This is a genomic window from Streptomyces cyaneochromogenes (assembly GCF_003963535.1).
Classification (GTDB): Bacteria; Actinomycetota; Actinomycetes; order Streptomycetales; family Streptomycetaceae; genus Streptomyces; species Streptomyces shaanxiensis.
Genome location: NZ_CP034539.1, coordinates 1,826,544 through 1,838,933 on the forward strand (window position 1 = coordinate 1,826,544; position 12,390 = coordinate 1,838,933).

A 12,390-nucleotide genomic window follows, 5' to 3' on the forward strand; every position below is an offset into this window, starting at 1 on the left:
TCGTCGTCGAGCTCGATCGGAACCGCTCCCCCGCGCGCTCGGGCACGCGGAGCCGTTATCCCTTCTGACACGGAAACGGACCTTTCTCTTGGTGGGGGGTTGCGGTACGTCAGGCGCCCGGCACCGGCAGACCGCAGGCGCGACGCGCCCGGGACAGCTGCTCGGCCGGATCACCGAAGACGGACCAGGGCATACGGGAGGCGTACGGCCCCATCGCCGCGAAGACGGCACGTGCCTCCCCCTCGCGCCGGGCCATGACCAGGGCGTGGGCGAGGTAGGCCAGGTCGAGGACGGGCGTGAAGCGGTAGTCGGCCGCCGCGGGCAGCCAGTTCTCGTGGATCGCCAGGGCGGTGGCGCGCCACTGCGGCTGCTCCCAGACACGGTCGGCGAGCAGTTGGGTCGGGTCGTAGCACTCGACCAGGGCGACCAGGGGCAGCAGGCGCAGCGGTGAGTCGGCGGGCGCTCGCTGGCCGAGGAAGGCGGCGACGTCCCAGGCGGCCGTCACGGAGCCGCCGTACCGGGGAAAGAAGCAGGCCAGGAAGCGGTGGTGGGCCTCGCGGTGCCAGGGGTCGAGCGAGAGGACGTGCGCGAACAGGCGCCAGGGCCCGGACGGTGCCGTGAGCAGCCCGCGCGGGGCCTGGTCGCGCAGCCGGTGCAGCCGGGCCATGGCCAGCTTGGCCACCCAGGGCGTGGGATCGGCGGGGTCGGCCGTCGCGGCCCGGTCGCAGGCGGCCAGCGCTATCCGCTCCAGCGCCTCGGTGCGCGGGTCGCGGGCGTCGGCCGCGCGCAGTGCCCGTAGCACGGCCACCCGGGCCCACAGCAGCGCGGCCTCGGAGCCGGGCTCCTCGGCGAGCCAGCGCTCGACGAGGTCGGAGTCGGCCGCTTCGGAAGCGAGCACGAGGGAACGGTGGGCGCGCAGGGCGAAGTCGCCGCGGGTTTCGGCCAGGGCGTCACGGGCGCTCAGATAACGGCCGGCCCGGACATCGACGCTTACGCTCGCGAGCAAGCGGTCGTCGGCTGCCGGATGCCACACATACTGCCCCTCGAATAACCCCGCGGCCATCTGTCCCAGCCCATCCCCGTTACGGCACCTCACAGTTGCGCACCAGGCACCTTACTCATCGGAGGACTCAACCGGAACGTACATTTCGGGGTGGCGGCCGGAGTTTTTCGACGGGATTGCACCCCACCACGGCTAGTTCAAAGCGACACCTTTTCTCATTCCGTCCCGCCGCCATGGACACCAACCCCGCCCGGCATCCACTTCACCCACCACTAGAATGTTCCAAATAAATATGCCGACCTCCACTTCACTCCGGGAAAAACGATTCACGACCTCGCCACCCGGCTCCGCCGCCTCCCCCCGTCCTGCGGTCCGGTCCGCCTGATCGCCGTCGACGGGCACGCCGGCTCCGGAAAGTCCACGTTCGCCGGGCAGTTGGCCCGGGCGCTCGGCGACGCCCCGGTGCTGCATCTCGACGACATCGCGAGCCACGACGAGCTGTTCGAGTGGAGCGGGCGCATGCTGGCCCAGGTGATCGAACCGCTGTCCCGGGGCGAGACCGCCCACTACACCCCCTACGACTGGCGGACCCGCCGTTTCGGGCCGCCCCTCCCCGTGCCGCCCGCCCCGGTGGTCGTCGTCGAGGGCGTCGGCGCCGGCCGGCGCGCGCTACGCCCGTACCTCGCCCAGTTGCTGTGGATGGAGTTGCCGCACGAGGACTCCTGGACCCGGGGCCGCTCGCGGGACGGGGAGGAGCAGCGGGAGTTCTGGGACGGGTGGGTCGGGGCGGAGTTGAAGCACTTCGCCGAGGACCCTTCCCGGCCGTTCGCCGATCTTCTGATTCAACAGTGCGGCAAGGGGTATGAGGTGCTCAGTGGGCCTGCGGGGACGGTTGGACCGGACCAGCTCTTCACGCAGGGTGACGACCCATCGGCAATGTGCTGAACTTGTGAAGGGCCTTGCGGGAGAAGTTCCCGGAGTGCTTCAACTCGGCTTGACCCGGGGGCCGTACAGGACTTACGTTCTCAATGTGCGGCCAATCGAGGCCGCCCCCATACGCGAAGCCCCCGGTTGTTCCCCCGTGATCGGGGGCTTCGTTCTGCCCTCACACCTCTTTCCGCACGCTGTGAGGCGCGATTCGCTCACCCTCGGTCACCGAACGCGATACGCGCGCTCTGCTCCCACCTCCGCAAACGGCCGGTGCGGCACCCTGGGTCGGGCCATACCCGCGCAGGTACGATGCCCTCGGTGCGACCTACGGACAGCTGCTCTGCGCACCGATGCAACTCCGGTCCGCAGTACGGCGGTTCGAACAAGGCGGCCCCGGGCGACGGCCCGGCGGCCAACCGACGGGGGCACGGTCTGTGGGGGACGGGATGGACTTCGGCATGCAGGGCCCCGAGGCCCCGGCCGACCTCGCCTGGCTGCGAGGTGTGGATGCCTACACGATGGGGGCCTATCCACAGGCGGAGGAGGAGTTCCGCACCGCGGTGCGGATCGATCCCGGGATGGCCGACGGCTGGCTCGGCCTGCACGCGCTGCGCGTCGACACGACGACCGCGCTGCTGCGGATGTTCCGGCACCGCGAGCGCTTCGGGGAACAGCGCGCCCGGCATCGGCGGACCATCAACTCCTGGTACTGGCTGGGCTGGTGGGTGCAGCCGGTGCTGGAGAGCCCGCGCGACCTGCTGCTGGCCCACGCCTCGCACTGGCTGGACGGCCGGCACGTCCCGGAGCTGGACCGGGCGCTGGCCGGGCTGCCGCCCGTGGACACCGATCACCAGGTCCGCTTCCTGCACGCCTGCCGCGCCTACCTGGTCAAGGACTGGGAGCAGCTGGTGAGGCACACCGACCCGCTGCTCGACGACGCGATGCTCGGCATCGAGGCGGGCCTGTTCGGCGGCATGGCGCGGGTCCGGCTGGAGATGTACGGCCAGGCCGATCCGCTCCTGTCGGCCGCGCTCATGCGGTGCCGCAGTGAACAGCCGCAGCGCAAGGAGCTGCGCTACTGGCTGGCCCGGGCGCACGAGGGCACGGGCAGGTCCGCGGCCGCCCTGCCGCTCTACCGTGCCGTGCACCGCGTCGACCCCGCCTTCATGGACACCTCGGCCCGGCTCGCGGCCATCGCCGAGGGCGACGGGTACGACGACACGGCCGACCTCGCGTCGATCACGCTGACCGGCCTCGGGCAGGACGTGGCCGACGGCCCCGACGGGTTCGATCCGCTCTTCGGCATCGAGGGACGGGACCTGAGGCTGCCGGACCCCGACCTGCCGCCTTCCGGTCCGCTGCCGTCGGTGGTGGATCCGGCGGTACGCGAGAAGACGGCCGTACCGTCGCAGCCGCTGCCCGCGGGGCCGACCGACCCCGGGTTACTCGAGGAGGCGCTCGCCGAGCTGGAGCGCATGGTGGGGCTCGAACCCGTCAAGCGCCAGGTCAAGGCGCTGTCCGCCCAGTTGAACATGGCCCGGCTGCGGACCGGGCAGGGCCTGCCGGTCCAGCCGCCCAAACGGCATTTCGTCTTCTCCGGCCCGTCCGGCACGGGCAAGACCACGGTCGCCCGGATCCTGGGCCGGGTCTTCTACGCCCTCGGGCTCCTCGGCGGCGACCATCTGGTGGAGGCCCAGCGGGCCGACCTCGTCGGCGAGTACCTGGGTCAGACGGCGGTGAAGGCCAACGAGCTCATCGACTCCGCGCTCGGCGGGGTCCTCTTCGTGGACGAGGCCTACTCCCTGTCGAACTCCGGCTACGGCAAGGGCGACGCGTACGGCGACGAGGCCCTTCAGGTGCTGCTGAAGCGGGCCGAGGACAACCGGGACCACCTGGTGGTGATCCTCGCCGGCTACCCGGAGGGCATGGACCGTCTGCTGGCCGCGAACCCCGGTCTGTCCTCGCGTTTCACGACCCGCGTCGACTTCCCCTCGTACCGCCCCCTCGAACTGACCTCGATCGGCGAGGTGCTCGCCACCGAGAACGGGGACGTGTGGGACGAGGAGGCCCTGGACGAGCTGCGGTCGATCGCCGGGCACGTGGTCGATCAGGGGTGGATCGACGAGCTGGGCAACGGGCGGTTCCTGCGGACGCTGTACGAGAAGAGCTGCGCGTACCGGGATCTGCGGTTGACGACCTACCCGGGGGCGTTGACGAGGGGCGACTTGTCGACATTGCGGTTGTCGGATCTGATGCAGGCGTACGGCGAAGTGCTGTCGGGCAGGGGCCCGCAGGACCCGTCCGCCATGTGAGGTGGCCGGATCCCGCGGGCGCCGGCTAGCCGGCCAGTGCCCCTTCCGGCTCCCCGCTGCTCACCCGCGGCTGTGTGACCCGCACCTCCGGCAGCTCCCGGTGCGCCGGGTCCCGTACCTCGCCCACCAGCAGTTCCAGTACGTCCTCCAGCGCGACGAGCCCCAGCACCTTGCCGGACGTGTCGGCCACCTGGGCGAGGTGGGTCGCGGCGCGGCGCATGACCGTGAGGGCGTCGTCCAGCGGGAGTTCCGAGCGCAGGGTCGTCATCGGGTGCCACACCTGCTGCGGTACCGCCCGCTCCGACTCCTCCAGGTCCAGCACGTCCTTCACGTGCAGGTAGCCCATGAAGGCGCCGTTCTCCGTCGCGACCGGGAAGCGGGAGTACCCGGTGCGGGCGGTGAGCTCGACGATCTGGCCGGGGGTGACCGAGGGGCTGACGGTGACCAGGGACTCGCGCTTCAGGAGCACGTCGGTCACCGGGCGGGAGCCCAGTTCCAGGGCGTCCTCCAAACGTTCCTGCTCCTCGGGGTCGAGCAGACCCGCCTGGCCGGAGTCCTCGACGAGGCGGTTGAGCTGTTCGCTGGTGAACACCGCCTCCACCTCGTCCTTCGGCTCGACGCGGAAGAGCCGCAGGATGGCCTGGGCGACCGCGCCCAGGGCCACGGTGATCGGCCGGCAGAAGCGCGCGAACCAGACCAGCCCGGGGCTGAGCCACAGCGCGACCTTCTCCGGGGCCGCCATCGCCATGTTCTTCGGCAGCATCTCGCCGATGACCAGGTGGCAGAAGACCACCGCGGCGAGCGCGATGACATAGGTGAGCGGGTGGATCATGCCATGCGGCAGATGGACCCACTCGAACACCGGCTCCAGCAGATGCGCCACCGTCGGCTCGGCGACCGCGCCGAGCGTCAGCGAGCAGAGCGTGATGCCGAACTGGGCCGCCGCCATCATCTGCGGCAGCCGCTCCAGGCCGTACAGCACCTGACGGGCGCGTGCCGTGCCCAGGGGTTCGATCTGGCTGCGGCGGACCGAGACGAGGGCGAACTCGGCGCCGACGAAGAAGCCGTTGGCGAGCACGAGCAGCGCGGCGAAGAGGAGTTGGAGCACGCTCATCGGGCGACCTCCACCACGGTCCCGGTCCGGACCAGCCGAACGCGCTCGGCCCGGTAGTGGCCGACCCGGCGCACCGACAGCCGCCAGCCCGGCAGCTCCGCCTTGTCACCGACGGCCGGGATGCGCCCGAGCAGGTCGGCGACGAGCCCGGCGACGGTCTCGTACGGCCCCTCGGGCACGTCGAGTCCTATGCGCTGCAGGATGTCGACACGGCAGCTGCCGTCGGCGTCCCAGGCGGGCCGGCCCTCCTCCGGCGGGGCGGCGGCGAGTTCGGGCAGGTCCTGCCCGTCGTGCTCGTCGCGGACCTCGCCGACGATCTCCTCGACGATGTCCTCCAGCGTGACCACCCCGGCCGTACCGCCGTACTCGTCGACGACGACCGCGATGGGCTGCTCGCTGCGCAGCTGGGCGAGGAGGGGCTGGACCGGCAGGGTCTCGGGGACCAGCAGCGCCGGGCGGGCGATGCGGCCGACCGGGGTGCGCAGCCGGTCACTGGAACGGATCGCCAGGGCGTCCTTCAGATGGACCATGCCGACGATCTCGTCGATCTTCTCCCGGTAGACCGGGAAGCGGGACAGGCCCGTGGCGCGGGTCAGGTTCACCACGTCCTCGGCCGTGGCCGACGACTGGAGCGCGCTGACCTTCACGCGCGGCGTCATCACGTGCTGCGCGGTCAGCTCACCGAGCGACAGCGTCCGTACGAAGAGGTCCGCGGTGTCCTGTTCCAGCGCGCCGGCCTGGGCCGAGTGCCGGGCCAGGGAGACCAGTTCGTCCGGGGTGCGGGCGGAGGCCAGTTCCTCGGTGGGCTCGATGCCCAGGGCGCGCACGAGGCGGTTGGCGACCGAGTTCAGCCCGGCGATCACCGGGCGGAACAGCCGCGCGAAGGCGTGCTGCGGGCCGGCGACGAAGCGCGCGACCTGCATCGGCCGGGACACCGCCCAGTTCTTGGGCACCAGCTCGCCGATCACCATCTGCACGGCCGAGGCCAGCAGCATGCCGACGACCACGGCCACACCGGACACCGCGCCGTCGGGGATGCCGATCGCGGTGAAGGGCCCGCCCAGCAGCTCCGCCAGCGCCGGTTCGGCGAGCATGCCGACGACGAGGGAGGTGATGGTGATGCCGAGCTGGGTGCCGGAGAGCTGGAAGGACAGTTCCTTGAGCGACTCGACGACCCGGTGGGCCCGTCGGTCGCCCTCCGCGGCCGCCTTCTCGGCGTCCGTCGCCTCGACCGTGACCAGGCCGAACTCGGCGGCCACGAAGAAGCCGTTGGCGAGAATCAGAAGGAACGCGGCTGCCAGAAGCAGCAAGGGGATGGTCATGATGCCGCCGCCCCGGTATGTCGGGAGGGGGCGGCGCAGGTACTACAGGACGATCCGTCCATCGCTGGAGGGAATCACTCCTCGGGTAGCAGGGGGCCTCTGAAGCCCGGTGGGCACATCAGTGGCGGAGGCGCCAGAAATACGCCTCCGCCAACAGATTAATCAAGACATGGGGATTTACGGCAGGGTGAACGCCCCCGAGTCAGCTCCGACGGTCCCCCGGCTCCTGGACGGACCGGGCCTCGGCGAGGGCTCGAAGAGCGCGCGCGTCGGCGATGGCGTGCTGCTTGGCGATGCCCGGCTGGATGCCGAGGGCGGGCAGGCTGGTGCCGTCGCTGAGGTTGAGGAACACCCAGGGATCACCCGGGCGGAGGTTCACCTGGACGATCTCGGCCCATTCCAGATGGCGCTTGGAGGCGATGTTCACGACGGTGACGCCGGACTCGTCGGCGACGACCCTGACGCGCGCCAGCATGGCCAGCACGCCGAACATGAGCGCGCCGGTGAGGATGAAGCTGAGGCGCTCGCCCGGGCCGAGCTTCTCCAGCAGCAGCGCGATCGCCGTGATGACGACGAAGATCGCGCTGCCGGCGGCGAGCAGGATGGCCCGGGTCCGGCCCGGCCGGAACGTGACGGGCAGGGTGGGCAGTTCGGAGGACATCGGTGTACGGCCCCTCGGCTCAGAGGCGGCAGGCGTGGATGGCCGTGGTCAGGATGGCCCGGGCGCCGATGTCGTACAGGTCGTCCATGATCCGCTGGGCTTCCTTGGCCGGAACCATCGCACGGACGGCGACCCAGCCCTCGTTGTGCAGCGGCGAGACGGTCGGCGACTCCAGCCCGGGGGTGAGGGCGACGGCCTTCTCCAGCTGCTCGACCCGGCAGTCGTAGTCCATCATCACGTAGGTCCGTGCGACCAGGACGCCCTGGAGACGGCGCAGGAACTGCTGCACCTTCGACTCGGCGGCCTCCTCGCCGTCCGCGCCCGTACGGCGGATGACGACGGCCTCGGACTTCATGATCGGGTCGCCGACGACCTCCAGGCCGGCGTTGCGCAGCGAGGTGCCGGTCTCGACGACGTCCGCGATGACCTGGGCGACGCCGAGCTGGATGGCGGTCTCGACGGCGCCGTCGAGGTGGACGACGGAGGCGTCGATGCCGTTGTCGGCGAGGTGCTTGGCGACGATGCCCTCGTAGGAGGTGGCGACCGTCTTGCCGTTCAGGTCCGCGAGGTCGTCGCCGACGGTGCCGGGCTTGGTGGCGAAGCGGAAGGTGGAGCGGGCGAAGCCCAGCGGCAGGATCTCCTCGGCGTTGGCGCCGGAGTCGATCAGCAGGTCACGGCCGGTGATGCCGATGTCGAGCTGCCCGGAGGAGACGTAGATCGCGATGTCGCGGGGGCGAAGATAGAAGAACTCGACGTCGTTCTCCGGGTCGACGACCCGCAGCTCCTTGGACTCGCGCCGCTGCTGGTAGCCGGCCTCATGCAGCATCTCCGCCGCAGGGCCGGACAGTGAACCCTTGTTGGGGACGGCGATGCGCAGCATGAGGTCGGCTTCCTTCGTTCGCTCTTACGGGTGTGCTGGGTTGCTGGTGCTCAGAGGTGGGCGTACACGTCGTCCAGGGAGATGCCGCGAGCGACCATCATCACCTGGACGTGGTACAGCAGCTGCGAGATCTCCTCGGCGGCCGCTTCCTTGCCCTCGTACTCGGCGGCCATCCAGACCTCGGCGGCCTCCTCGACGACCTTCTTGCCGATGGCGTGGACGCCCTTCTCCACGAGTTCGGCGGTGCGGGAAGTGGCGGGGTCGCCGTGTGCGGCCTTGTGCTGGAGCTCGGTGAAGAGCTCCTCGAACGTCTTCTTGGACATGGTGACGCTCAGCTTATGCCACACACGGCTTTCGTCAGCGCCAGGGTTCAGATACTGAACGCAGGGTGGCCGCGGTCGCCACGGCCGCCGTCACCGCCTCGTGCCCCTTGTCCTCGTTGGAGCCCTCGATGCCGGCCCGGTCCAGGGCCTGCTCCTCGGTGTCGCAGGTCAGCACGCCGAAGCCGATCGGCACGCCGGTCTCGACCGACACCTGGGTCAGGCCCTGGGTCACGCCCTGGCAGACGTACTCGAAATGGGGGGTGCCGCCGCGGATGACGACGCCCAGCGCGACGATCGCGTCGTAGCCGCGGCCCGCGAGGACCTTCGCCACCACCGGGAGTTCCCAGCTGCCGGGGACCCGCAGCAGGGTCGGCTCGTCGATCCCCAGGTCGTGCAGGGCGCGCAGGGCGCCGTCCACCAGACCGTCCATCACCTTCTCGTGCCACTGCGCCGCGATGACCGCGACCCGCAGGTCGCCCACATTGCGTACGGACAGCTCCGGTGCGCCCTTGCCGCTCACGTTCTTGAGTCTCCTCGGTGTGCTCTTACTGGTTGGTGCAGGTGGACAGGGAGGCCGGGGGCACGGGGGCCGGGTCCAGCCAGGGCAGGTCGTGGCCCATCCGGTCGCGCTTGGTGCGCAGGTACGTCAGGTTGTGCTCGCCCGCCTGTACGGGCATCGGCTCCCGCTCGGTGACCTTGAGCCCGTGGGCGAGAAGCGCGTCGGACTTGTCGGGGTTGTTGGTCAGCAGGCGCACGCTGCGCACGCCCAGGTCGGCCAGGATCTGCGCGCCCGCTCCGTAGTCGCGGGCGTCGGCGGGCAGGCCGAGTTCGAGGTTGGCGTCGAGGGTGTCGCGGCCGCGCTCCTGGAGCTCGTACGCGCGCAGCTTGGACATCAGGCCGATGCCCCGGCCCTCGTGTCCGCGCAGGTAGACGACGATCCCCCGACCCTCGGCCCGGATCCGATCCAGGGCCGCCTCCAGCTGGGGGCCGCAGTCGCAGCGCAGGGAGTGGAAGACGTCTCCGGTGAGGCACTCGGAGTGGACGCGGACGAGTACGTCCTCGCCGTCGCCGATCTCGCCGTGGACGAGGGCGACGTGCTCGACGCCGTCGACGGTGGAGCGGTAGCCGTGCGCCGTGAAGGTGCCGTGGGCGGTGGGCAGGTGGACCTCGGCCTCGCGACGGACGGTGGGTTCGACGCCCGGCTCGGAGAGGACCGGCTCCTGCTCGGCCGGCTGCGACTCGGCCTGCTCCCGCGGTTCGGCGCCGCGCAGGTAGGCGATCAGGTCCTCGATGGAGATGATCGTCAGGCCGTGCTTGCGGGCGAACGGGATCAGCTGGGGCAGCCGCAGCATCTCGCCGTCCGCGCCGGCGATCTCGACGATGGCGCCGGCCGGGCGCAGCCCCGCGAGCCGGGCCAGGTCGACGGCGGCCTCGGTGTGGCCGTTGCGGACGAGGACGCCGCCGGGCCTGGCGCGCAGCGGGAAGATGTGGCCGGGGCGGACGAGGTCCGACGGCTGCGCCTTGCCGCTCGCGAGGAGCCGCAGCGTGGTGGCCCGGTCGGAGGCCGAGATGCCCGTGGTCACGCCGTGCTCGGCGGAGGCGTCCACGGAGACCGTGAACGCGGTCTTCATCGACTCGGTGTTGTCCTCGACCATCTGCGGAAGCCCCAGCCGGTCCAGCTCCTCGGGCTCCATGGGGGCGCAGATCAGGCCACGGCACTCGCTCATCATGAAGGCGACGATCTCGGGGGTGATCTTCTCGGCGGCGACGACGAGGTCGCCCTCGTTCTCCCGGTTCTCGTCGTCGACCACCACGATCGGGCGGCCCGCGGCGATGTCGGCGACGGCCTGCTCGACGGGGTCGAGGGTGAGGTCCTCCGGACCTTCGGTGCGGTACAGGATCGGTGCCGTGGTCATGCCGGCGCTCCTTCCAGGACGGGCCGCGCGTCCCTGCGGGAGCGCAGCCACCAGTCGCGCATGCCCCACAGGACGAGTGCGCCGTAGATGACGTAGACGAAGCCGGAGAAGGCGTAGCCGTTGGCGAAGTTGAGGGGGACGCCGACGAGGTCGACGAGCAGCCAGGCGAACCAGAACTCGACCATGCCGCGCGCCTGGGCGTACATGGCGACGATGGTGCCGACGAATATGTAGGCGTCGGGCCAGGGGTCCCAGGACAGGGTCGGGTACGCCTTGAAGAGCAGCGCCACCGCGACGGTGCCGGCGGCGGCCGCCGCGAGCATCGCGCCGCGCTCGCGCCAGGTGGCGAACCGTACGGCGATGTGGCCGTCGCCCCCGTCTTCGGGCCGGCCCTTGCTGCGCTGCCACTGCCACCAGCCGTACAGGGCGACGAGCATGACGACCGCCTGCTTGCCCGCGCTGCCGGTGAGGTGGCCGAAGAAGGCGCCGAAGAGGATCAGGCCGGCCAGGAACTGCACGGGCCAGGTCCATATGGAGCGCCGCCAGCCGAGGGCGAGGGCGGCCAGGCCGAAGAGGTTGCCGACCATGTCGGACCAGAGGATGTGCTGGCCGAACAGGGCGAAGGCCTCGGAGTTCAGCGAGTTCACTTGGCCGTCGCCCCTTCGGAGGAGAGCCGGTCGCCCAGCATCCGCTCGACGTACTTGGCGATGACGTCGACCTCGAGGTTGACCGGGTCGCCGGGCTGCTTCAGGCCGAGCGTGGTCAGGGCGAGGGTGGTGGGGATGAGGCTGACGGTGAAGAAGTCGGGCCCGGCGTCGACGACGGTGAGGCTGATGCCGTCGACGGTGATGGAGCCCTTCTCGACGACGTACCGGGAGAGGTCCGCGGGCAGCGAGACCTTCACGATCTCCCAGTTGTCGGAGGGCTTGCGCTCCAGCACCTCGCCGGTGCCGTCGACGTGTCCCTGCACGATGTGCCCGCCGAGGCGGGCGCCCACGGCGGTGGGGCGTTCGAGGTTGACGCGGGAGCCGACGGCGAGGACGCCCAGGCTGGAGCGGTTCAGGGTCTCGGCCATGACGTCGGCGGTGAACTCGTCGCCCTCGTGGTCGACGACCGTGAGGCAGACCCCGTTGACCGCGATGGAGTCGCCGTGCTTCGCGCCGTCGGTGACGACGGGGCCGCGCACTCGGAAGCGACAGGCGTCGTCGAGGGTCTCGACGGCGGTGATCTCGCCCAGCTCTTCGACGATACCGGTGAACACTTCCCGGGTCCTCCTGCCACATAGGGGCACGGACTCCGGGGCCTGTCGATGACGACAGAATGTACGAGCAGGGACACCGGGGGCGACGCCGAACAGAGTTCGCCTCATGGACGAACCGATACGGCGGCGCGCACGAATGCCCGCCCGCCGCGCACTGCCTCCCATCCGGACTTTAACCGTCGGTCCAGGAATTTCACCTGGTCAACCGGCCGCTGGAGGCGACCGGGTCGCGGACTGTAACCGCCGGTTCGGACTTTCACCGACCCCGGAGTGCGCTGCTTCTGGTACAGGGCCAGTGTGCCACGCCTGATCGGCGTCCATACGGGTGGCCGGTGTGGAGTGGCTCACAGACACTCTCACTGGACTTCTCCGGCAGATCGGCGCGCCCCCAACTCCCCTGCACGGGAATGCGCTTGAGAATGATCCGAGATTGGTCCATACCTATTGACGCTATGGTCTAGTCCTCTCTAGTGTGCGGGAACCTCTTCGGCCTCTCGGACCTCTCCCCAGCAGGGAACACACAACCCCTGCCCAGACGGCCCGGCGGCGGTGACGACGGCCCTTGCCCGCCGCCGGGCCTCCCAACTCCCGTTGCCGGAGGGTCTGGCAGGGTGAGGGGATGACGACAGTGACAGTCGAGATGTGCCGCGAGAGGCAAAGGACTGACA

12 protein-coding genes and 1 riboswitch are annotated in these 12,390 nt (G+C 70.5%); of the genes, 2 read left to right on the plus strand and 10 right to left on the minus strand.

Features of this window, described 5'->3' with window-relative positions; genetic code table 11:
* Nucleotides 1-109: 109 nt before the first annotated feature.
* Nucleotides 110-1,063, minus strand: coding sequence for a hypothetical protein (locus EJ357_RS07945; protein ID WP_175647334.1), 954 nt, complete (start codon nt 1,061-1,063; stop codon nt 110-112).
* A 264-nt stretch (nt 1,064-1,327) separates the two neighbouring features.
* On the opposite strand from EJ357_RS07945, the gene EJ357_RS07950 reads away from it, so the two are divergent.
* Both EJ357_RS07950 and EJ357_RS07955 read left to right on the plus strand, forming a co-directional pair.
* Nucleotides 1,328-1,948 (plus strand): nucleoside/nucleotide kinase family protein, encoded by a 621-nt coding sequence (locus EJ357_RS07950; RefSeq protein ID WP_126390029.1) that lies wholly within the window; start codon nt 1,328-1,330, stop codon nt 1,946-1,948.
* A gap of 431 nt (nt 1,949-2,379) precedes the next feature.
* The gene (locus tag EJ357_RS07955; RefSeq protein WP_126390031.1) at nt 2,380-4,245 is read left to right on the plus strand and encodes an AAA family ATPase; all 1,866 of its coding nucleotides are present in this window, start codon (nt 2,380-2,382) and stop codon (nt 4,243-4,245) included.
* Between the two features lie 25 nt (nt 4,246-4,270).
* On the opposite strand, the gene EJ357_RS07960 is transcribed toward EJ357_RS07955, so the two are convergent.
* The 9 genes from EJ357_RS07960 to EJ357_RS08000 all read right to left on the minus strand — a co-directional run bounded on the left by EJ357_RS07960 (nt 4,271) and on the right by EJ357_RS08000 (nt 11,722).
* Nucleotides 4,271-5,359, minus strand: coding sequence for a hemolysin family protein (locus EJ357_RS07960; RefSeq protein WP_126390033.1), 1,089 nt, complete (start codon nt 5,357-5,359; stop codon nt 4,271-4,273).
* Nucleotides 5,356-6,681, minus strand: a complete 1,326-nt coding sequence (locus tag EJ357_RS07965; RefSeq protein WP_126390035.1) for a hemolysin family protein — start codon at nt 6,679-6,681, stop codon at nt 5,356-5,358. Before EJ357_RS07965 ends, EJ357_RS07960 begins: the two co-directional genes overlap by 4 nt.
* A 202-nt stretch (nt 6,682-6,883) precedes the next feature.
* Nucleotides 6,884-7,342 carry a PH domain-containing protein gene (locus EJ357_RS07970; protein ID WP_126390037.1) on the minus strand — a complete coding sequence of 153 codons (459 nt, stop codon included), beginning with the start codon at nt 7,340-7,342 and terminating at the stop codon, nt 6,884-6,886.
* A gap of 19 nt (nt 7,343-7,361) precedes the next feature.
* Nucleotides 7,362-8,222: an ATP phosphoribosyltransferase gene (hisG, locus tag EJ357_RS07975; RefSeq protein WP_126390039.1), complete on the minus strand. Its 861-nt coding sequence runs from the start codon at nt 8,220-8,222 to the stop codon at nt 7,362-7,364.
* A 50-nt stretch (nt 8,223-8,272) separates the two neighbouring features.
* Nucleotides 8,273-8,545 carry a phosphoribosyl-ATP diphosphatase gene (locus EJ357_RS07980; RefSeq protein WP_048458133.1) on the minus strand — a complete coding sequence of 91 codons (273 nt, stop codon included), beginning with the start codon at nt 8,543-8,545 and terminating at the stop codon, nt 8,273-8,275.
* A 34-nt stretch (nt 8,546-8,579) separates the two neighbouring features.
* Nucleotides 8,580-9,065 (minus strand): 6,7-dimethyl-8-ribityllumazine synthase, encoded by a 486-nt coding sequence (ribH, locus tag EJ357_RS07985; protein WP_126390041.1) that lies wholly within the window; start codon nt 9,063-9,065, stop codon nt 8,580-8,582.
* A gap of 25 nt (nt 9,066-9,090) precedes the next feature.
* Nucleotides 9,091-10,461 (minus strand): bifunctional 3,4-dihydroxy-2-butanone-4-phosphate synthase/GTP cyclohydrolase II, encoded by a 1,371-nt coding sequence (locus EJ357_RS07990; RefSeq protein ID WP_126390043.1) that lies wholly within the window; start codon nt 10,459-10,461, stop codon nt 9,091-9,093.
* Entirely contained in the window at nt 10,458-11,108 is a 651-nt protein-coding gene (locus EJ357_RS07995; RefSeq protein ID WP_126390045.1) for a nicotinamide mononucleotide transporter family protein, read from the minus strand. Before EJ357_RS07995 ends, EJ357_RS07990 begins: the two co-directional genes overlap by 4 nt.
* Nucleotides 11,105-11,722: a riboflavin synthase gene (locus EJ357_RS08000; RefSeq protein WP_126390047.1), complete on the minus strand. Its 618-nt coding sequence runs from the start codon at nt 11,720-11,722 to the stop codon at nt 11,105-11,107. Before EJ357_RS08000 ends, EJ357_RS07995 begins: the two co-directional genes overlap by 4 nt.
* A 147-nt stretch (nt 11,723-11,869) precedes the next feature.
* Nucleotides 11,870-12,000: riboswitch (FMN riboswitch) on the minus strand.
* Nucleotides 12,001-12,390: the final 390 nt, after the last annotated feature.